General features: G+C 58.3%; 17 protein-coding genes and 2 pseudogenes. 7 read left to right on the top strand and 12 right to left on the bottom strand.

The features are described 5' to 3' along the window. Positions 1 to 176: 176 nt before the first annotated feature. From U5A08_RS29180 to U5A08_RS29150, 7 genes are all read left to right on the top strand, one after another. Positions 177 to 452 (top strand): HU family DNA-binding protein, encoded by a 276-nt coding sequence (locus tag U5A08_RS29180; protein ID WP_003213368.1) that lies wholly within the window; start codon positions 177 to 179, stop codon positions 450 to 452. Between the two features lie 798 nt (positions 453 to 1,250). Beyond that, positions 1,251 to 1,907 carry a type III secretion effector protein gene (locus U5A08_RS29175; RefSeq protein ID WP_253400153.1) on the top strand — a complete coding sequence of 219 codons (657 nt, stop codon included), beginning with the start codon at positions 1,251 to 1,253 and terminating at the stop codon, positions 1,905 to 1,907. A 416-nt stretch (positions 1,908 to 2,323) separates the two neighbouring features. Continuing rightward, complete coding sequence (locus U5A08_RS29170; protein WP_253400458.1) at positions 2,324 to 2,755, top strand: DcrB-related protein; 432 nt, start codon at positions 2,324 to 2,326, stop codon at positions 2,753 to 2,755. 59 nt (positions 2,756 to 2,814) lie between these two features. Continuing rightward, on the top strand, positions 2,815 to 4,101 hold the full coding sequence (locus U5A08_RS29165) for a PAAR domain-containing protein (protein WP_253400152.1): 1,287 nt from the start codon (positions 2,815 to 2,817) through the stop codon (positions 4,099 to 4,101). Continuing rightward, positions 4,098 to 4,631, top strand: coding sequence for a hypothetical protein (locus tag U5A08_RS29160; protein WP_253400151.1), 534 nt, complete (start codon positions 4,098 to 4,100; stop codon positions 4,629 to 4,631). The genes U5A08_RS29165 and U5A08_RS29160 overlap by 4 nt, the downstream gene beginning before the upstream one ends. Before the next feature lie 208 nt (positions 4,632 to 4,839). Beyond that, on the top strand, positions 4,840 to 5,067 hold the full coding sequence (locus tag U5A08_RS29155) for a hypothetical protein (protein WP_373423789.1): 228 nt from the start codon (positions 4,840 to 4,842) through the stop codon (positions 5,065 to 5,067). 153 nt (positions 5,068 to 5,220) lie between these two features. Next, positions 5,221 to 5,451 carry a hypothetical protein gene (locus U5A08_RS29150; RefSeq protein WP_321849576.1) on the top strand — a complete coding sequence of 77 codons (231 nt, stop codon included), beginning with the start codon at positions 5,221 to 5,223 and terminating at the stop codon, positions 5,449 to 5,451. Between the two features lie 90 nt (positions 5,452 to 5,541). Here U5A08_RS29150 and U5A08_RS29145 read toward each other — a convergent pair. The 12 genes and pseudogenes from U5A08_RS29145 to U5A08_RS29090 all read right to left on the bottom strand — a co-directional run. Then, positions 5,542 to 6,618 (bottom strand): annotated as a pseudogene (locus U5A08_RS29145) (RHS domain-containing protein); the annotation flags it as partial. A 74-nt stretch (positions 6,619 to 6,692) separates the two neighbouring features. Continuing rightward, complete coding sequence (locus tag U5A08_RS29140; protein WP_247408257.1) at positions 6,693 to 7,001, bottom strand: hypothetical protein; 309 nt, start codon at positions 6,999 to 7,001, stop codon at positions 6,693 to 6,695. Next, entirely contained in the window at positions 6,998 to 7,549 is a 552-nt protein-coding gene (locus U5A08_RS29135; protein WP_247408259.1) for a DUF8309 domain-containing protein, read from the bottom strand. Before U5A08_RS29135 ends, U5A08_RS29140 begins: the two co-directional genes overlap by 4 nt. Further along, the gene (locus U5A08_RS29130; protein ID WP_321849574.1) at positions 7,543 to 11,925 is read right to left on the bottom strand and encodes an RHS repeat-associated core domain-containing protein; all 4,383 of its coding nucleotides are present in this window, start codon (positions 11,923 to 11,925) and stop codon (positions 7,543 to 7,545) included. Before U5A08_RS29130 ends, U5A08_RS29135 begins: the two co-directional genes overlap by 7 nt. A gap of 12 nt (positions 11,926 to 11,937) precedes the next feature. Continuing rightward, the gene (locus U5A08_RS29125) at positions 11,938 to 12,372 is read right to left on the bottom strand and encodes a DcrB-related protein (RefSeq protein ID WP_247407299.1); all 435 of its coding nucleotides are present in this window, start codon (positions 12,370 to 12,372) and stop codon (positions 11,938 to 11,940) included. A 14-nt stretch (positions 12,373 to 12,386) separates the two neighbouring features. Further along, positions 12,387 to 14,330, bottom strand: coding sequence for a type VI secretion system Vgr family protein (locus tag U5A08_RS29120; RefSeq protein WP_321849570.1), 1,944 nt, complete (start codon positions 14,328 to 14,330; stop codon positions 12,387 to 12,389). 156 nt (positions 14,331 to 14,486) lie between these two features. Next, positions 14,487 to 17,144 (bottom strand): type VI secretion system ATPase TssH, encoded by a 2,658-nt coding sequence (gene tssH, locus U5A08_RS29115; RefSeq protein ID WP_253400147.1) that lies wholly within the window; start codon positions 17,142 to 17,144, stop codon positions 14,487 to 14,489. Beyond that, positions 17,137 to 18,180, bottom strand: a complete 1,044-nt coding sequence (gene tssG / locus U5A08_RS29110; protein ID WP_253400146.1) for a type VI secretion system baseplate subunit TssG — start codon at positions 18,178 to 18,180, stop codon at positions 17,137 to 17,139. Before tssG ends, tssH begins: the two co-directional genes overlap by 8 nt. Then, the gene (gene tssF, locus U5A08_RS29105; RefSeq protein WP_321849569.1) at positions 18,144 to 20,003 is read right to left on the bottom strand and encodes a type VI secretion system baseplate subunit TssF; all 1,860 of its coding nucleotides are present in this window, start codon (positions 20,001 to 20,003) and stop codon (positions 18,144 to 18,146) included. Before tssF ends, tssG begins: the two co-directional genes overlap by 37 nt. Next, a complete protein-coding gene (gene tssE / locus U5A08_RS29100; RefSeq protein WP_034116446.1) occupies positions 20,000 to 20,515 on the bottom strand; it encodes a type VI secretion system baseplate subunit TssE in 516 nt (171 codons plus the stop codon). The genes tssF and tssE overlap by 4 nt, the downstream gene beginning before the upstream one ends. Then, positions 20,509 to 20,934, bottom strand: coding sequence for a hypothetical protein (locus tag U5A08_RS29095; protein WP_321849563.1), 426 nt, complete (start codon positions 20,932 to 20,934; stop codon positions 20,509 to 20,511). Before U5A08_RS29095 ends, tssE begins: the two co-directional genes overlap by 7 nt. Further along, positions 20,934 to 21,386, bottom strand: a pseudogene (locus U5A08_RS29090) (type VI secretion system amidase effector protein Tae4). The gene U5A08_RS29095 and the pseudogene U5A08_RS29090 overlap by 1 nt, the downstream one beginning before the upstream one ends. Between the last annotated feature and the right edge of the window lie 77 nt (positions 21,387 to 21,463).

The raw sequence follows: 21,463 nt of genomic DNA, 5'->3' as shown, positions 1-21,463 counted from the left end.
TCGGAATAACCCTGTTTTTCACCCTAGAAAGGTCGCCGCGAGACTGGCGCGGCGTCCGAGGGCATGCCATCCTCACTCCCGTCTGCCGCAGAGTAGAGCCTGCGGCGCCTTGGGCGCTGCTCCACTAGAGAGCAGCACGGACATAACAACAAAAAACCGTCAAAGAGGCTTCACTTATGCGTAAACCAGAACTCGCAGCCGCCATCGCTGAAAAAGCGGACCTCACCAAAGAACAGGCCAATCGCGTCCTCAACGCCGTTCTCGAAGAAATCACCGGCGCCCTGCACCGCAAGGACAGCGTCACCCTGGTTGGCTTCGGCACCTTCCTGCAACGCCACCGCGGCGCCCGCACCGGCAAAAACCCGCAAACCGGTGAGCCGGTAAAAATCAAGGCCAGTAATACCGTTGCGTTCAAGCCGGGCAAGTCACTCAAAGACAGCGTCAACCCGTAATAGCGGTATCGTCTCGAAGGGGGCGGGGTGGTAGAAAAAGTGGGCACGCCGACTGGGTTGGGTGCCCATTTTTTGTGCGCGTGGAACAGCGATTGAAGTGCAAGGCAGAGGCTGACAGCCCATAGGGTTATTAGTTGTAGGAGTGCAGCGTTTCTTATTACGCCTGAAACGCGATTATTGAAACGCTGGAACTTAACTATTACGGAGTGCCACTTATCGGTCGAGGTTGCAGGGACGCACTCATGACTATTTTATAGAGGTGTCTCAATGAAACTTACCAATCAAACTTATCTTCCTCCCATCACTCCATCATCTCAGCCCACCGCGCCAGATAACTCCGCTCCATTGACGTCGGGTAATGGGCAGCAAACGGCTGACCGCTCGAAGATTGTATATGGTTCGAATGCGGGTAACGGAGGAGGTATTGAATATCCCACGACGAGTAATGAGAAGGTGGGGGATTCTAAGTCAAGAAGCGCTAGGGCTGCCAAACCCTCCAGGCGGGGAGGGGGAGGGGGAAGTGGATCGGGAGGAGGATCGAATCCAAGTAGCGGTAGTTCGGGCGCTGGACAGGGAGGTGCAGGAGGATCGAATCCAGGTAGCGGTAATTCGGGCGTTGGACAGGGAGGTGCAGGAGGATCGAATCCAGGTAGCGGTAATTCGGGCGCTGGACAGGGAGGTTCCGGAGGAGGATCGAATCCAAGTCGCAATAATCCGGGCGTTGGACAGGGAGGTTCCAGAACAGGATCGAGTTCAGGTTCTAGGTCACCGATAAAACCCAAAGGCGCGTCACCTAGTATGAGGAATTCTATAAAAAACACGCAAGATATTAACGATCTCCACGATAAAAATGGGTTCAAGCCGCTCTCTTCTGAACTGGCGGCCAGTGCGCGCAGCGCACTTATCAATGGGGGGACAAATTTACTGGTGGGTATCCCCATGAGTGTGACGGAACATATGGCTTCCAAAGCCATCATCAGTAGAATCGAAGGGCAAGCTACAATGCCAGGAGCGGAAAAAAAGGGTGCGGACGGCAAAATCACGACCGTAGATCCGGCCGCGACAGAACAGCAAAAAATAGACGCGCGCCTCGAAGACAGTGAAATAAAAACAGAGTTGATGGCCAACCAGATCCTTTCTATTAACGAAGGGCCTGAGGCTAAAGCGGTTAGTAAAAAGGCTGATGCATCAAAGAACACTGCCGAGCGCTTGACCAATCAAGAAAAAACCTTGGAAAGCATAGAAAAGCAGATAGAAGACCTGAGTAAACGATACGACATTGTTCATAAGCCGTATGAAGCGGAGAAGTCGTCAGATACGCCGACTGACAAGTCTCGGATGGACAATATTGCAAAACACTATACGCACCTGAACAAAACGCTCATGAGACTGATAAATGCTGTGGATGCCGATGTGAAGGCCAAAGCGCAGGCCGATGGGGAGCCTAGTTGGTAATTGCTCGCTTCAGGATTAGAGAGTGGCTGATTTTATAAGCAAGTCTGCCATTGCCGTCAAACTTCACTAGCGTCTCGAAGGCTGGCGGGGTGGTAGAAAAAATGGGCACGCTGACTGGGTTGGCGTGCCCATTTTTTATGGGGCGGGAGCAGGGTATCGCCCTCGGCTTGATCCCGCATGAACCGGGTTTCGCCCAGCGGCCAACCGTCGCGGCCATGCTCGGTTTTTTCGATGCGCCGGCCCAGCGGGTCATAGGTCGTCCGGCAGTTCGACGTGGATCAGGTCGTCCCAAGTACTGCTGGCTCCCAGGAACTCGGTGAATGGGTTTAGGAAACGATGCGAGCGAAGTTCTAGATTGTTGCCAGGCGCTGTCCGAAGATTCGCGATCTATCGAGCCATCATGGAAGGCAAGCACAGTGATCCCTTACAGAACTCAAGAAGTAGATCTAGAAGTCCCCGACACCTGGCAGGACCAGAGCATCACGATCTTTAAGCTGCCGGCAGTCGGTAGTGCTAAAGAAGCTAGCTTCATCGTCACTCGTGATGCTACCCAGGGGGCGTCTGCCTTTGTGGACTACGTCGACAACCAAATGAAGAGTGCGGAGCAGCAGTTGCCGGCGTTCAAACTGGCTCAGCGTTGGGACATGGTGCTCTATGGTCATGCGGCCACATTGGTGGATTACAGCTGGCAACGTGAGGGTCGAGAGATCATGTTGCGACAGGTCTTTATAGAGCGTAAACCCGCCGTTTTGATCACGACATTGACAACCACCCCCGATGATCTTGTTCATCATGAGAAGGCTTGGAAGATTGTCATGAATTCACTGAAACCGCGGGTTTCCGATTGATCAGGTGATGTGTTCCGCGTCGATACAACACGAGTGGACCAGGAAGGTAGAGGTACGCGATGGATGCGCAGGCGGCAGCACGCTTGGGTGATGAAATAGCCCACGGTTTTGGGGTCATGTCGATGATCGCCGGTGCTGTGGCGGGCGCATTGATTGGAGCGGCAGTCATCGCTGCTACCGTTGCCACAGGTGGGGTGGCGGTGGCGATCATGGCAGGTTCGATCGCTGCGGGCGGTTTGTCGATGTTCCAGATCGTCAAAGGTCTAAATACGCTTTTCAACCTGCCCGAACCTGCCACGGGGAAGTTGTTGAAGGGCAGTTTCAATGTCTATATCAATGGCCTCAATGCGATGCGAGCGGGAGAGGACATCGCTTCGTCCTGTAGCGGTTTTCCGATGAGTCACCCAATGTGGCCGTTTCCGGTATTGATCGCCGAAGGCAGTGCCACGGTATTTATCAACGGCAAGCCGGCGGCCCGCCTTAATAGCAAAATGGTCTGCGGTGCGCATATCAAGAGCGGCAGCCCCAATACGTTTATCGGCGGGCCGACAGTTTCGGTAGCGTTTGTTCTTGATATCGAAGGTTGGATGCACACTGGATTTGAAGCGCTCGGCATCATGGCCATGGGCGGAGCTGCAATTCTCGCGGCGATGGCAGGCTTTGCCGCCTTGGTCGGGTTTGTGGTGATCGGTGGTGCAATGATGGGTGGCATGGCCTTACTCGGGGACCTGGGGGATCGCCTTGGGCCTGGCTATCGGGACTTGTTGCAAGGCGTCGCCGGGATGGCGCTTTTGGGGCTTGGGCCGAAAATGGCGAAAATCGGTATGTCCCCCAAAGTGAGGTACAAACCGGGTTTTACGCAAGACGATATTCTGGCGATTCCCCGATCCAGCCGGCCGAATCCCGCCGATTACCTTGAAGCCTCCTATATCTCTAAGCATCTGAAGGTCTTCCAGGATGAAGGGGCGGCGTTCCTGTTCACCCCGGACGATATCGCCAATCCGATGTATGCGACCTTTAGCCCATCCAAGTACGTTATGGCCAAGTCAGATTTGCATGGCGTGGTTGGCGAGTTTAAAAAGACGGGCGATATATCAGTATTGGAGTCGGCTCTGGGCTATGACCCGGGCACTTTTGCCGGCAAGGAGATTTATATGATGAACCTGGATAACCCCAAGGTGATCATGCCCACCGGTAATGAGCGTGGGGTCAATTCATTATGGCGTCCCGGCGGACGGACCTACCCTGGTGGCATGCGAGAAGCGGTAATGGACAATGTGGGCATTCCACACGGTAATGACATTAATATTCTGCTCGCGAACCCTGATGTAGTGAGACTTCAATGAGTGCCAATCTAGACAACGTACTGCTACTGGCCCTGGCGAATGACGAATTAGACAAATTCCTCGTGGGGGAGCCGTTCTACTTCCAGGAAGCCAAAAGCGATAACGATGAGCCGCAGAATATCGTCGCAGCGTTCGATCTGCTGCTGCTGCGTTACTGGCAGCAGACCCACGATCCCCTGTTTCCCGCGCGCTTTGTGGCGGCTTTGCTGAAAATTCTGGCGACTTACCCTGATCGTAATCGGGCGATTTATGCGGCGGCGGTTTGGGTCTGGTACTACCGTTTTTGTCTGAGCAAAAAGCACGCACAACCACAAGGTTTTTATGCCGGGTTGTTCGAAATCGACATGAGTGCCGTTGCACTAGCGCTTCAGGCGCAACTTGAAGCCAACAAGGCAGCACTTGTCGTTGATACACGTTGGGCGGGTGCTGCCTGGAACAGTCCGCACGGTCTATGGGACCCGTTGATGCGTACCGCTCTGGTTGTAAGGGACAAACTCGGCGGGCCGGATTTTGTGCCTTTTAATATCTGAGGCACTTTCGGCAGGTAAGGAGTGGTGCCCTGCCGAGGTCTTTGAATACCTGCGGGACGATCTTGGCTTGCAGAGAGACCGATCCCTGAGAGCCGCTTGGGTGCGGTGCAGCCGGTCCAATATCTACTACGGACGCCTGACTCGTCGGCGAGAGGGAGCTTCAGAAATGACCATTCAGTTCCGGGACATTGTTGTAAGACCCGAGCATATGTTCACTTTAGGCGTCGAACAAATTTCAGGCCGATTCTATGTATCGATTCCGGTCAGCAATGGCATGGTCGACTACGAGGAATATTATGAAATCGATCGGGTGACTTTTGACCTTTTCAGCCATGACCCAGATGCTGCGCTACCATTTGTGAGCCGTTGCCGTCGGCGTGAACTGGATGGGCTTTTGATTATCCCTCCGGGTACGAATCGTGGCGCGGCGATCTGACGTCTTGATAAGGCATTGACGACCACTCCTGATTTTTGTTCATCATGAGACGCCTTGGAAGATTGTCATGAATTCGCTGAAACTGCGGGTCTCTGATATCTGATCAGGCGACGTGTTCCATATAAATATACTACGACGCTATCAGAGGCAATCGTGACAATTAATTTCGAAGCACTTTTGATCAGAGATGTTTTTATCGATTACGAGTTTGAAGAAGTTACGTATCGCTGGGATCACCTTGGAAAGAAAATATACGTCAAATTTTACGGCGCGCAGGAGCGTGCTAAACCCGTTGCTCCCGACCACCGCTTATATAGCGAGGCGTTGTGCTCAGGCCGAGAAATTACCCGCGAGCAATATGAACAAGGATTGCCACGCCGATGAGCGTTCTCGATTCAGCCATTGCTTTAGCTAACGTCATACCGAGTAGATGGGCTGAGGCATGGAGGTATCTACGAAACCCGAGGCGATTCAGGTGTTGAAGTGCAGCCCCGTCTCCCGATCCAGATACTGCCCCTGAAATCGCAGGTTCTGCTCTTCAATAAAATACGCTTCGCGCGCCTCCTCCAGCGTGTTGCCCCACACCCGATAAGTCGCTCGCCAGACGTTGTGCCCATCAGCTTCGGTCAGTTGCTCCGGCAAGCCGTTGAGGTCGTTGTGGTAGTAGCGGATTTTTTGCAGCGGGCCGATGCCGTCGACTCGCGCCAAGGGTTCGTAGCCTTCGTCTTCGTAGACGTACAGGCTGGTTTGACTGTGTTTATGCTCTTGCAACAACCGCAGGCCATCCCACATGAACAGGGTCTCGCCCAGCGGATAACCATCGCGGTCATGCTCGGTTTTTTTAATGCGCCGGCCCAGTGGGTCATAGGTCATCCTGACCACGCTGCCGTTTTCATTGCGTACTTCAATCAGTCGGCTTTCGGCGTCGTAGGCAAAGCGCTGTACGCCGCGTTTGGCGCTGCGCTTTTCGATCATTCGGCCGAAGCCGTCGTAGCGGTAACGCTTGTCCTAGTAGGTCAGCAGTTTGTTATGCACCACCAGCCCGGCACCGGGTTGGGGGCCGTCGAGCAAGTTGGCGGCGACATCGTAGGCGAAGGTTTCGCGCTGGCCTTGTATGTTGTTCTGGGTGGCGATGATGCGGCCGGTGGCGTCGTAGTGCAGCAGTTCGCGGTGTTCGTCTTCCCGGCGGCCGATCAGGTTGTCGGCGGGGTCGTACTCGAAGTGCTTTTGCGCCGCCGCTGGCATCAACGAGGGCTGGCTGGCGTGGCGGCGCTGGCGTGCGCGCAGGCGGCCGCTGCGGTCGTATTCGCTGCGGGTGCTGAGTTGGCCTTGGGTGCGCAGCACTTCGCGGTACAGGCGGTCGCGTTCGAAGTCGCTGATGACGTGGCCGTCGAGGTTGATCTGGTGCAGGTGGCCGCTGCCGTAGTACAGGCGATTTAGCCAGCGACCGTCAGGCAACTGGGTCTGGATCAGGTTTCCCAATTCGTCGTGCTGGTGCTACAGCACACCCGCCGAGCTTTTCTCTTCCAGCAATTTCCCCAGCGCGTCATAGATGCAGCATTACCGACTCTGGTCGAGGTCTTGCTGCTGCACCATGCGGTCGGACGCATCCCTGCGTTACTCGATTACCAATCACCTCTCCATGCCTCAGCGAATTCCGATGCTGGATCAAGGCCCACAATTTCCCCTAAGTCATAAAAAGCTTCAAGTATAGACTCGCGCTCTACAGTTTCGATTTCATCTTCGAAATCATTGATGCTGAGCATGCATTTTTTGAAGCAGTTTAAGATATTTGATTTAGATTTATTTTCGGGCAGGTCCAGTAAGCGTTGGATAAGTTTTTTGAGTATTGGACTTATCTTGTCAACAAGACTTTCTTCGCCATCTAGAGTAAGGTGATATCTTTGGTAGTCTTCTAGCTCCTCTTTTCTCATGGTCGTTGACTTCCGATTTTTGCGGATGGAGGAAAGATACCTTTAAATAAAAATTCCTTGGACTTGTCCCAGTTTATTCCGTTGTCAAAATAATTTATTAAGCGATTTCGCAGCTTTTCCGGGTCGCCGATCATGCCTGATAGTTCATATTTGTAAATGGTATCTAGATCATTGGCTAATGTTAGGTTGCTTTTTAGTGTTGTCGCATCAATCGTTTCAAAAGTGTCAGTCAATTCGATAAGATCTGCACCATAATTGCCGCCGATGATAGCTCTCAGCATTCTTCTTTCGGGAGGACGCTCATCCAAGGAAACGTCATCCGATGACAGTTCGCTTACGGCAAGGCCCTTTAAAGCCTTTGTGGATGTGAAAATAAAAAATAGTGTATCGACTGTTCTGAGATCCACGTCACTCCAGGTATTCTGAGCACTTGTCAAATCAAAAAACTGGAGGTAGTAGTCTTTACGCATCTGGACAAGTGTGTACAGGTCATCTTTCAGTTTTAAACTGAGAACCTTGCCTTCTTGCCACGTGATTTTCTTCAGCATCTTCCAGGACCTTTGGATTTAATATTTGTTTTTTGAGGTTTGACACCTCTATGTTTGTCAGCGGCTGCGAGATAAATATCTCGCCTTTTGTTATTGGGGCCAACAGGCCTTTGCTTGTTCGCGACAGGCCCCTCCTTCAACTTATCCTCATATATCCTTTGTTCCAGGCCCCTAGCGATGTCTTTTCCTTTTTGCCCATCTCCTTTGAATACTGCCTCTGGCGCGACGTCAAAAATTTGCTTGTTAGGATAGCGGTAGTCCAACACAGCTTGCGCGGAATGCCCCAGTCCAGGCTTGCTGGCATAACCTACATAAGGCTTGCCGTCTTTCACCCCGACATAGGTGATGTGGGTGGCATTGGCCGGGTTGCCTGCCCAGCCCCATGGATCAAGCCATCCAACCGGATTTGGACCGTACTGGTAAAGGTTGAAACCGCCCATCAACCCAATCGGATCCGGCGTCGTAAACCGCCCCACATCCGGATCATAAAACCGAAACGTGTTGTAGTGCAGCCCAATTTCCCGATCCAGATATTGCCCCTGAAACCGCAGATTCTGCTCTTCAATAAAATACGGCTCACGCACCTCTTCAGTCGTGTTACCCCACACCTGATACCTGGCCTGCCACACTGTTCGCCCATCGGTTTCGGTCAACTGTTCGGGTAGCCCGTTCAGGTCGTTGTGGTAATAGCGCACACTTTGATGCTCGCCCGAGCCGTCGACTCGAGCCAGCGGTACATAAGCGTCCTCTTCATAGATATAGAGGCTGGTCTGGCTATGTCGGTGTTCCTGCAACAGACGCAACCCCTCCCAATCAAAGCGGGTTTCGCCCAACGGATAACCGTTGCTGTTATGTTCGGTTTTAGCGATGCGCCGGCCGAGCGGGTCGTAGGTCATTTTCACGACCGTTTCGCGACCGTCCTTATGGCTACGTACTTCGATCAGGCGATGCTCGGCGTCATAGGCGAAGTACTGCACGCCACGCACGGCACTGCGCTTTTCGATCATGCGACCAAAGCCGTCGTAGCGATAGCGCTTGTCCTGATAGGTCAGCAGCTTGTTATGCACCACCAGCCCCGCGCCGGGATGTGGGCCGTCGAGCAGGTTGGCGGCGGCATCGTAGGCGAAGGTTTCGCGCTGACCTTGCAGGTTGTCCTGGCTGGCAATGATGCGACCGGTGGCGTCGTAGTGCAGCAACTGACGATTGTCGCGTCCGGCGTCGCGGTTCCGCTCCAGGCGCCCGATCAGGTTGTCAGCCGGGTCATAGTCGAAATGCTTTTGCTGGCCCGCCGGCAGCTGCACGGGTTGGCCGCTGGGGCGCCGCACCCGTGAGCGCAGGCGTCCGCTGCGGTCGTATTCGCTGCGGGTGGTGATTTGCCCCTGGGTGCGCAGGACCTCGCGGTGCAGGCGGTCGCGCTCGAAGTCGCTGATCACCCTGCCATCGAGGTTGATCTGGTGCAGGTGGCCGCTGCCGTAGTACAGGCGATTGAGCCAGCGGCCGTCGGGCAGTTGCGTTTGGATCAGGCTGCCGAGTTCGTCGTAGTGATAGTTGAGGCTACCGGCGGCGCTTTGTTCGGTGAGCATTTGGCCCAAAGGGTCGTAGGCAAAAGCCAGGGCCTGCGCATTGCCGTCGTTGCCGTTGAAGGTGACGGCAGTAAGTTGGTCTACCGGGTCGTAGGCGTATTCGGTACGACCGTCACTCGTCTCTTTCACCAGCAGGCGGCCGACGGCATCGCGTTCCAGTCGATGCACTATGGAGGGCTGTGTCGTCAGCCTGTCATCCACGGGCACGTATTCGACGCCAGCCACGTTATCAAGGCCGTCATAGGCATAACGTCGTGCGCTACCGTCAAGGTCCTGCTGTTCGCTGAGCCGGTCGCCCTCGTCCCAGGCAAAACGATAATGCTCGCCGTTTTCGTTGGTCAGAGTTTGCAGGCGGCCATAGGCGTCATAGCGGAATTCGATCTGTCGGCCATGGGCATCGATACGCCGGTGCACCTGGCCGCGCCGCCCGTACTGATACCGCGTGGTGGCGCCTGCGGCATCAATGTAAGCGGTGAGTTGGCCGCTGGTGTCACGCAGGTATTGTTCAGTGCGCCCGTCCGGCAGTTCGGTTTGCAGCAACCGGCCTTGGCTGTCGTGCTGATACTGGACGCGCTCGCCGAGGGCGTCGATGACCACCTGCAAGAAGCCCTGACGGTTGTATTCAAAGGCGGTTGGGTAGCCCGAGCAGTCGGTGTGCTGAGCCAACTGCCCGAACTCGTTCCAGCGCAAGGTTTTGGACTTTCCAGTGGCATCGACGATTTCGACCACTTGGCCGAAAGCGTCATAGCGGTATCGAGTGATGTGGCCCAGCGGGTCGATCTCACTGACGCAGTTACCTCGTTGATCGTATTGATACTGCCAGGCTTGGCCGGCGGCGTCGGTCTCCACGAGTGGTAATGACCAGTGCTCCAGCCACAGTGTCGATTCGATACGGCCCAATGGATCTTCGGTCGTACACAGGTTGCCGGACTCGTCGTAGCTGAACTGCCATTTCCCGCCCTGAGGGTCGGTGGCCCCCAGTAACTGGCGCTCATCATTCCATTCGAAGTGCCAGGTTTGCCCGAGGTTGTCGGTGTACTCGGTAATCTGGAATTGTGGGTTCCAGCGTCGAGTGCTGACTCTTTGCAGGCCATCTGTAATTCGTGTGATCCCGGCGTGAAGGTCATAGTCAAACTGATAGTGGTCACCCTCATCGGTCCAATGCCGGACCACACGCCATTCGCTCTCTTCCACGCAGGCCCATTGGTAATAGCAACGCAGCCCTGTGGGCAATTGGTGCTCGACCATGCGCCGCCCGGCGTCATAGGCAAAGCGCCGCTGCACCTGCGCGCCAGCGTCCCGCACTAGCGCCAGATCGCCATGTTTGTCGTACTCGTAGCTCACCAACTGCTCGCGAGTGTGATCGGGATACACACGCTCAATCTGTGATACGCGCCCGGGCCATAGAGGGCTGTACACCAATTCAACACGCACCAGGTCAAAGGTGTCGCGCAGTTGCACGAGGCGGTTGCTGGCGTTGTAGTCGAGGTAGATCCGGTTGTCGTTGCGATCTCCCAACTGACTCAGGCGCAGGTGCGATGGGTTGCCCGGCTCCGGCTCGAACAGCTGATACAAGCCATCCACCGTTTCAATCAGTAACTGTCCATTGGTGTTGCGCCGCACGCTCAAGCCTTCGCCGGCACTGAATACGGCACCACCCAAGGGAATGACACCCATGTCGATCTGCCGCGCCTGCTCATCGGTGTAGATCAGGCGCTCGCCGCCGTCGGGATGCAGGTCAATTTCGACGAAGACTTCGTAAATCACGCTCCAACTGGCGCCGAAAAGCCCGTCGCCGCGCTCATCACGACTGCTGTAATAACGCTGCCACTCAATCGGCAACAAACCGGGCAGGGCGAAGTCTAGATCGTCTTCGCCATCAAGAATCTTTGCGCCGGTCGCGCTGTGGACCGGGTTGGGGGAGCCCACCACGGCTGAGGTGATCGCATTGGTCACCTGGCTGGTGCCCCACGACACCAGGCCGCCGACCACCATGCACGGCAATTTGCTGAAGAATTTCGACCCGCCACCGCGCAGCATCAACAGTGCGGTCACCGCCAACCCTACGCCTGGAGTCTTACCGCTGCGAATCTCGCGGACCACCACCGGGCCGCCACCAATGCGCACGTTGCTGGAGATCATCCCCGATTCAACAATTGACGCATCGCAGGTACTGCGATCACCACTGCGCGCTGCCGGTTGGCCGTTGATGGTGACCTTGCTGGAGCCCTCGGCAATAAATTGCGGAGGCATCGGTGGATGCTTGGTGCAGATCACGATGTCCAGTGGCTTGGGCACTGCTCCCGGTGCGGGAACGGCGACGGTCGGGCGCCACATCTGTGAGAAGAAGCCCTTGGCCATGTCCAAGTAGCTGGATTCTTCGGGGCTTCCGCCTTCGGTAGGTTGCGGGCTGACCGGACCAATGGCACCGGCGGCACGTGCAGACGGGATACCGTTGGTAAAGGTGTTGTGGGAGCCGGTGGCGATTGTTGCCATTACCACCGGCGGGAATAACGCATTGCCTATCCAGTCACAAACCTTTGTCAGTCCCTTGTCCGCCCCCGTCTTGCTCATGCCTATGCCGACGATGATGCCCACCACTGCACCCAGCACAAAGCAGCCTAGCCCGCCGGTTACGACCGTAATACCGGTGGCGGCCACAATTGCAGCAGTGGCGACGGCCGTAATAGCGATGTTGGCCGCAATTTCCAGCACGCCGCCCAGGATGTCGGCCATCACCGAGGTGTGCAGCAGGCCGTCGCCGAGACGTGCCGCCCAGAGAGCGTCAGACATTTATTAGGGACTTCAAGGCTTGGGATTCAGCTGCAAGGTGCTTTTGATGGTTGCCCAATGGGCGCGTTCCGCATCGCCCAAGGGTTGGGCTTTGACATAACTCAGGGCAAGCATCTGCCGAGTGCCGGGTATCACAAGCGCTAACTGGTATTGATGGATCCGCTCGGTGCCCTTGCTGAACTGGTTGTGCACTTCGATGGCGTCTATATCCTGCGCGGCGCCCACACGAAGTGCCTTGGCCGGTTGGTAGCGCAAGTCCTGTACCTGCTTCTCCAGCTTCGCCAGTTGCTCTTCGAAGTTGCTTTGCAGCGTCTCACCATCACCTAGAAGGCTACGGCTGACAATCAACGACGTACCCAGAGCGGCGAACTTCAGGATATTGATGGAAGCATCTTGAACGTCATCGCTGGGCAGCGTGAATTGCAGTTCATTGAGTTGATAGGTCATGAAACGGAATCTCGTTATTGGTTGGGAGGCGGATTGGGAAACATGGAATTGACGGCGGCATCTATCTCGCCCTTGACCCCTTGGCCCATAGGCGTCGTGCCTGCTTTTCCGCCGATGTTCAGGTGCAGGTTGCCCCCGGTATTGATTTCAGTATTGCCCTCGGAATACACGTTAATCTGCACGCCGGTGAGGTTGATCTGGCCACTGGCATTGAGCTCCAGCACGCTTTTTCCGCAGACCAGGCGCAGGTTTTGTCCCACTTCGATCAAGTAGCTTTGGCTGATTGCGTCGGTCTTGCTGAAGCCGACCATGAGCATGTCGTCGTGCTTGACCGCACGCACGCGGTCGTTGCCAATTGTCACCACTTCGTCATGCCCAATACTCTTGTTCCGGTCATGCCCCACCGAATGGCTCTCATCCACCTCCACCACAATGTCCTGATTCCGCTCGGCATGGATATACAACTGCTCCAACCCCTTCTTGTCCTCCATGCGGATTTCATTGAAGTTGGCCGGCGTGCCGCCCTTGCTCGAACGACTTTTCATGCCGCTCTGGGTCGCGTTCTCCGGCAAATCGTAGGGCACCGTCTGCTCCGCGTTGTACACCCGCCCGGTAATGATCGGCCGGTCCGGGTCGCCTTCCAGAAAGCTCACAATCACTTCCTGGCCGATCCGTGGGATCTGCATCGAGCCCCAGTTCTTGCCGGCCCAGGATTGCGACACGCGTATCCAGCACGAGCTGTTTTCGTTGGATTGGTCGTGGCGGTCCCAGTGGAAATGCACCTTTACGCGGCCGTATTGGTCGGTCCAGATTTCCTCGCCTTTGGGGCCGACCACCAGGGCGGTCTGCGGGCCTTTGACGATGGGCCGGTGAGTGTTGGCCAGCGGGCGGAAGTTTTGTTGGGCATCGATGCAGGTGAGGCTGCTTTCGTACTGCGCAGAGTTTGAGCCGCCGCCGCTTTCCAGGCTTTCCTGATGGATGTTGTAGCGGATGCCGACGATCAGGTATTCGCGGTTCTGGTCCTGGCGACTGAAGCCGGTGAGGCTGAACAGGTGGCCGGAACCGAGGCCGCGGGCGTTGCCGCTGAATTCGATTTGTTCATGCAGGGTTTGCAGCGCTTCGATGCGGGTGCGCGCGTAGTGTTCGCCGTCCGCGCTTTGCACGTAGGCGCCGGGGTAGTCGTACAGCGGATAGTCGCCGGCGGTATGCGGGCGCGGCATGGCCGAGCGCACGTCGATGCTCGCGCTGGGACGCTGGAAGTCGTAGTCGTTGAGCTCCAGCGAGCCCGGCTGCACTTGCTGCGCCAGATGCCAGTTATGCAGGTGGTCGCGTTCGCGTTGCTGCTCGTCCTTGGGGTAGTACGGAACCGACGCGTAGCCCGGCACCGTGGCGTGGGCGCCGTAGGCATCGGCCAGCACCAGTACGTGGCGGTCCTGTTCATGGCGGAAGAAGTAGTAGATGCCTTCCTGTTCCATCAAACGGCTGACAAAATCGAAGCTGGTCTCGCGGTACTGCACGCAGTATTCCCACTCGCGGTACGGCCGGCTCAGGGCGTCTTCGAAATCGGAAAAACCCAGGTCGCGGAACACCTGCTTGATGATCTGCGGGATGCTCTGGTTCTGGAAAATCCGACAGTCCGAGGTGCGGCTCAGCAGCCACAGCCACGGGCGCAGCGTGACCTGGTAGCTGGCGAACTGGCCCTGGTCGATACTCTGGCTGCACTGCGCGACGATGCCGTGGAAATACCGCTCGCCACCGTCCGCCAGTTGCAGGCCGACGCTCATCGGCTTGCCGAGCAACTGGTTGAGGTCGATGTTGGCGTCCAGGGAAGTCAGTTGCAGCTCATAGGCGAACAGCCGCCCCAACTCTTCGCCGCCGCCCATTTGATTGAGCAGCAGCACGTCCGGCCCGAGGGGGCTGGTGATTTTGGCCAGGCGTGAGGTTTGGTTAAATAGCATCGGGCGTCTCGAAAATGACTAAATAACTGAAGAAACCGGCTGCAAATGTGGGAGGGGGCTTGCCCCCGATAGCAGTGTGTCAGTTGATGCATATGGTGACTGACTCACCGCCATCGGGGGCAAGCCCCCTCCCACATTTGATTATGTTTCTTCAGGTCAATCGTTGAACTGATAGTGCAATTCGTTATCCCGGCTACTGATCCGCACACCCGCCAGCGCCTTGCCTTCGAGCATGCGCGTGAGGAACTCACGGCTCATGTCCGGCAGCAGGCTGTTGGTGAGGATGGTGTCGATCATGCGCCCGCCGCTTTCGGTCTCGGTGCAGCGCGAGACGATCAAATCGACCACCGCGTCGTCGTAATCGAAGGCGACTTTGTGGGTGTTCTGCACACGCTTCTTGATGCGCTCGAGTTGCAGGCGGGTGATCGCCTTGAGCATCTCGTCGCTCAGCGGGTAATACGGGATGGTCACCAGCCGGCCGAGCAGGGCGGGTGGGAAAATTTCCAGGAGCGGCTGGCGCAAGGCCTTGGCGATGGCTTCCGGCTCGGGAATGTTCGCCGGGTCTTTGCAGACCTGGGAAATCAACTCGGTACCGGCGTTGGTGGTCAGCAGGATCAGGGTGTTCTTGAAGTCGATCACCCGGCCTTCGCCGTCTTCCATCACGCCCTTGTCGAACACCTGGAAGAAGATCTCATGCACGTCCGGGTGGGCTTTTTCCACCTCGTCCAGCAGCACCACGCTGTAAGGCTTGCGCCGTACCGCTTCGGTCAGCACGCCGCCTTCGCCGTAGCCGATGTAGCCCGGTGGCGCGCCCTTGAGGGTCGACACGGTGTGGGCTTCCTGGAACTCGCTCATGTTGATGGTGATGACGTTCTGCTCGCCGCCGTACATGGCTTCGGCCAGGGCCAGGGCGGTTTCGGTCTTGCCCACGCCGGAGGTGCCGGCCAGCATGAACACGCCGATCGGCTTGCTCGGGTTGTCGAGGCCGGCGCGGGAGGTCTGGATGCGCTTGGCGATCATCTGCAAGGCGTGGTCCTGGCCGATGATGCGTTTCTTCAGGTGCTGGTCGAGGTTGAGCACGGTCTCCAGTTCGTTGCGCGCCATGCGGCCGACCGGGATGCCGGTCCAGTCGGCGACTACCGAGGCCACGGCCTGGTAATCCACGGTCGGCAGGATCAGCGGGGTTTCGCCTTGCAGCGCGGTGAGGCGTTGTTGCAGGTCGACCAATTGCGCACGCAACTCATCGTTGCCGCTGTCCACGACACCGGCTTTTTCACGCAACGTGGCGCGGGTGGCGAGCAACTCATCGACCAGGGTTTTCTCTTCGGCCCAGCGGCTTTCCAGGCTGGCCAGGCGTTCGCGCTCGGCGCTCAGCAAGGCTTCGCTGTTGCTCTGGCGCGCACCGATGGCGATGCCGATCGCATGCTCGCGGGCGATGATTTGCAGCTCGGTTTCCAGGGCTTCGATGCGGCGACGGCTGTCGTCGACTTCGGCCGGCACCGCATGCAGGCTGATGGCGACGCGGGCGCAGGCGGTGTCCAGCAGGCTGACGGATTTATCCGGCAACTGGCGCGCCGGGATGTAGCGGTGGGACAGCTTCACCGAGGCTTCCAGCGCTTCGTCGAGGACCTGCACCTGATGGTGTTTCTCCATGGTCGAGGCCACGCCGCGCATCATCAGCAGCGCCTTGTCTTCCGACGGTTCGGCCACCTGTACCACCTGGAAACGGCGGGTTAGGGCCGGGTCTTTCTCGATGTGCTTTTTGTACTCGGCCCAGGTGGTCGCGGCGACGGTACGCAAGGTGCCGCGGGCCAGGGCCGGCTTGAGCAGGTTGGCTGCGTCACCGGTGCCGGCGGCGCCACCGGCACCCACCAGGGTGTGAGCTTCGTCGATAAACAGGATGATCGGTTTAGGCGAGGCCTGGACGTCTTCGATGACCTGGCGCAGGCGCTGTTCGAATTCGCCTTTCATGCTGGCGCCGGCTTGCAACAGGCCGACGTCGAGGCTGCGCAGTTCCACGTCTTTCAGCGCGGGCGGCACGTCACCGGCGACGATGCGCAGGGCGAAGCCTTCGACCACGGCGGTTTTGCCCACGCCGGCTTCACCGGTGAGGATCGGGTTGTTCTGGCGTCGACGCATGAGGATGTCGACCAACTGACGGATCTCTTCGTCACGGCCGACGATCGGGTCGAGCTTGCCGCTGCGTGCCTGTTCGGTCAGGTCGACAGTGAAACGCTTGAGCGCTTCCTGCTTGCCCATCGCACTCGGCGCCATCGCGCCGCTGGCTTCGCCCGGAACGGCGCCGGCGTTGAAACCGTCGCTTGCGCTCAGGGCATTTTCCGGCGAGTCGCCGACGTACTCGTCAAAGCGTTCGCTCAGGGCTTCGGCCTTGATCTTGTCGAACTCCGACGATAAGCCCAACAGCGCATGGCGCAGGCTCGGCGTCTTCAGAATGCCCAGCACCAGATACCCGGTGCGCACCTGGCTTTCGCCGAACATCAGGCTGCCGTAGACCCAGCCGCGCTCCACGGCTTCTTCCACATGCGAGGACAGGTCGGTGATCGAGGTCGAGCCACGCGGCAGGCGGTCCAGGGCTTCGGTCAAGTCGCGTGCCAGGCGCGCCGGTTCCACGTTGAATTGGCGGATGATGCGGTGCAGGTCCGAGTCCTGCAGTTGCAGCAACTGGTGAAACCAGTGGGCCAGTTCCACATACGGGTTGCCCCGCAGTTTGCAGAACACGGTGGCGGCTTCGATGGCTTTGTAGGCCACGCTGTTGAGTTTGCCGAACAGTGCGGCGCGACTGATTTCACCCATGCTCTGGATTCCTTGAGGTGGTGGCGTGATCGGCGTAATGCCGGGCCAGGATTAGGTCGTTGGCATCAACCGCAGGGCGGCCGAGCCAGGTGTTGAAGCCCAGGCGGAAGCGGCCGTTGAGTTGCAGCGCCGGTACTTCGGGTTGTTGCAGAACCAGGTTCAAGTCCCAGTCCAATTCATGGCCCAGGTACTCGGCCACCCAGGCCACCAGCTCGTTGAACGGCTGGCTGCCGGGCAGCATGCCCATGTAATCATCAAGCTTCAGCGGGCCCAGGCGGATACGGAATTTATGCTGGCGGTCCCACACGTGGCTGCCCAGGCAGAAGTCCACGCCCAGCCGGTTGGCGCTGACGCTGACGCGGCTGCGTTCGGGCAGTTCGAGCCACTGGCCGATGTATTCTTCGATTTCTACCGGCAGGCCGAAGTACTCGCCAAGGATCGCCTTCAAACCATCCGGGTAGCGGGTTTGCGCCGACAGGTGGCCGCTGTAATGCAGCTTTGCCGTGTCCGGGATCAGCCCCTGGTTGAGCAGGCTCGGCATGCCCCGACCGCTCAAGGCGGCGAGGCGCGCTGACCAGTAATCATCGTCCGGGCGGTCGTGGCTGACGGTTGGCCGCGCCTCGGCCCAGGCCCGATAAAACAGGCTCAACAGGCGATGATGGAAGATATCCAGGAACTGCTTGCTGGTGCTGTCGGCGTTGTTGCGCTGGCGCTCGCGCACGTATTCGGTGATGTGCAGCGGCAGCGGGCCGTTGGGACCGCCGAGGCCGAAAAAGAACTGTTCCAGCCGCGCCGGCTTGCCGTCGCCACCGGGGTCGACCGAGGCCAGGGTGGCCGGGGCGAAGGTGCAGTCGGCCTGTTGCCCGAGGCGCAGCGGGTCATCCGCCAGACGCAGGGAATGGCCCAGGCGCGGCAGGTCCGGCGATTCGCACTCGATACGCCGCAGCGCCTGGAAGAAATCGTATTCCCAGGGCTCCCGGTGCATCGCATCCAGGGTACTCACAGGGTCGGACGACGTCCGGGCTTGGCTTTCCATCGCATGATCTCGCCGCGTTCGGTGGTACGGATCACCGTCTCGGTAAAGCTGTTGATCGACACGTAGCGTGCCAGGAAGCGTTCCAGCACCGCACCGAGCAGGAACACCCCGGTGCCGCGAAACGCGTTTTCATCGAATGCCAAGGTAATTTCCAGGCCGCGCCCAAACACAATCGGGCCGGGCATCGGCAGGCGCCGGGTCACCGTTTTGCTGCTGACTTCGCGCAGGCCTTCGATCTGCAATTGCAGGGCGGCGTCGTTGCTGTCGCCATACAGGCGCAACAGTTCGCGTAAGGCGCCCGCGCCCTGGCCCTGTTCGCTGAGGGACAAGTAATTGAGCGACAACTGGCTGATCAGGCGCCAGGCCTTGGCGTCATGGGCGTGGCTGGCCCGCGGGCGGCTCGGCCCGGCGACGCAGCGCACGGCCAGCACCGGGGCGCTGTCGGCGAGGGTGAAGTCGGTCTTGCCGTTGCCCACGCTCATGAACAGCGGCAAATCGCGGTTGGTACACAGCGCCGTCACACCGAGTTGGCGCAGGTCGTGGCGGTACGGCGCTTGCTGGCTGTCCACCAGGCTGACGAAGGTTTCGCTGCCCACGTAGGTGGAGCGCGGGCCGTTGCGCCGTTGGTCGCTGGACAACACTCGGGGCTCGCGGCGCACGGTGTAGTACGCCTGGTCGCGGCCATAGCGCGATGGGTCGCGCACCGCATAGAACGGCAGGAACGGCTGCTCCGGCCCGGTGCCGTGGCCGGTGATGCCGCTCAGGGAGTGAATCTCGAAGTCCATCGGCCGTGTGCGGTCGGCGATCACATGGTGTTCGTTGACCCGGTCGGACAAGTGGATACGGTCCACGCGTTTCGGGAACAGGTTGATCGCTGGGGTGCAGAACGGCAGGAACTGCGCGGCGCCGACGCTGCCTTCCAGGCTCGGTTCGTGACGGTCGAACAGCACGATCAGTTCCAGTTCCTGGCCGTCGCAACGTTTGACTGCGCGGCGCAGTTCGGCGAACTCGACGAACAGGAAACGGTGGGGCAGGGCGAAGTATTCCTGCAACAGCCGATAGCCCTGGAACGCCCGCGCCACCACGGGCATGGCCGCGTCGGCGTCGTCAAAACCCCGCGAGCGCAGCGCGTCTTGCGGCAGGCGCTCGACCCAATCGCCCCCCGGCTTGCGCGCAAACACCGCGCAGGCGTTGCCCAGCAACTGTTCGTAGAGGCGGAACGGTTGCTCGTCGGCGCCGCTGAGGTACAGCGGCAGGTTGTCCAGTTCGAGGCTGTTGAACGGCAACTCGGCGCCAGTGCGCAGGGTCAGGCGCAAGCCAGCCTTGGCTTTCGGTTCGCTGGCCGCCAGGCGCCCGAGCACGGCGGCGGGGTTGCCGAAGTACTCGGCGTGGCTGACCTGCAACGGCCACAGCGTCACCGGGTGAGCGGTGCGGTACTCGCAGCAGGTCTGGGTTTCACGGCCCAACGCGGCGCGCAAGACGGTGTCGCGCGGCAACGGGAAGCCGCTGGCCAGGGAGCCTTCATCCGGGTCGGTCTGCAGTTGCACCACGGTCATCGACGGGGTCGGTGCCAGGTAGTGCGGGTAGGCGATTTCCAGCAGGTTGTGGGTGAAGGTCGGGTACTCGGCGTCGAGCTTGAGTTGCACGCGGGCCGTGAGGTAGGCAAAGCCTTCGAGCAGACGTTCGACGTAAGGGTCGGCGCAGTCCATGCCAGACAGGCTCAGCCGACTGGCGATCTTCGGGTATTCCTTGGCGAACTCGGCGGCGCTTTCGCGCACGTGGTGCAGTTCCTGGTTGTACAGCTCCAGCAGGCGCGGGTTCATGGGCGTCTCCGCTGGTCGGCGTTGACCACGCGTACATGGCCGGACTCCAGGTCCAGGTCGGTTTGCAGCAGCAGGCGCAACGGCACCGGCTGCGCCCACAGGTCGCCTTCGATCTCGAAACTCAGCGCGTTGTGGTTCATTTCACCGTGGCCGACGCGCGCTTTCACGCGCAAGGTATGGCGCAAAATGCGCGGTTCAAAAGTGGCGATGGCCTGGTAGATCAGGGCTTCCAGGGCCTTGATATCCACACTGGACACGCTATTGCCCGCCAGGGCCGGCAGGCCGTAATTGACCACCGAGGTGCCGGCCGGGGTGTGCAGAGTGGCATCGGCATCGAGCAACGATGTGGTGTTGAGCAGCCACGCCAGGTCACGCAGCACCGAGGCCTTCAATTGGGTCAGGGACAGCACGCGTTTGTCGGCGCTTTCCTTCGGATTGGTCGGGTCGTCGTCGGTCAACCGGTCCAGCAGGGATGGTTGCAGACGGTCGCGGGTGGCGATTTCGGTTACCACGTAAAGGGCGCTACATACATTTTTTGATCCCAGCCTGAGCCGCAAGACGCAAATCTACTGACTTGCGCTGTCTCCAGGCGTCCTTGGATTTGGCGAACCGCCTGCATTTTGGTGAGGCAATCGGGGCTCGGCGCAGGCATGTGCTCGCTATGCCACACCGAAAAAATCGGGATGCCATTAAAGATCTCTACGCGCAGTGCCTGCTGTTTATCCAGGCTGAAGCTGCAAGGCCACTCCATATCCAGTTGCACGCGACCCTGGTCGGACTGGAGTAGCGTGCATTGACCTTTATCATCGATCAACCGGAGTTTCTGCCCGACAAAGATTGCTTGGATCGAAGGATTTTCCGCATGTTCGGCGCATGCGCTCAGACTGATAAAGCTCATGGCCAGGCAGAGGGCGAGCAATGGTTTTTTCATTATGTGAGTTCCCAAAACCAGACAGCTCTGGAGCGGAAAAAGAGATCGCCGGTTTGGGTTATTCCTCGGTTTCATAGATCAATATGATCGCCGGTACGGTTATCCAGGGACTCGCCTGATTGCTGGAAACAATCTTTGAAAAAAATAAGCCCGGTTTTGCCCATCAGCGTGTGACGGTCTTCGGCGGTGTTACCCAGAATGGCGGGTCGTCCTAGATGCCTTTTCCACAGCCAATTAGCCAACGACTCGGCACCCCTGGCGTGTCCATGCGCACACTTGGGCTCCGTATAGGTAGATGTGTTGACCTTGATGCTCAGCTCGGCATTGAGCACCAGACTCATACGGATAGCGCATTGATTGGCCCAAGGACCATCGCAAGGGTCTGCTTTTGGATGCGTAACCAAAAGATCGGAATACGCCTTCCACACATTGATAAACGAAGGTTTGGCCATGACTCAGATACCGAAAAAGAAGGGGTCGAATGTGAGCACGCACCAACCCCCCGGCGCATGGCGCCAGGGGGTGTTCA

It is taken from the genome of Pseudomonas paraveronii, from assembly GCF_963681955.1.
In the GTDB taxonomy this organism is placed as follows: Bacteria; Pseudomonadota; Gammaproteobacteria; order Pseudomonadales; family Pseudomonadaceae; genus Aquipseudomonas; species Aquipseudomonas paraveronii.
The sequence above is the reverse complement of the archived record's forward strand: the minus strand, read 5'-3'. Positions and strand labels throughout refer to the sequence as shown.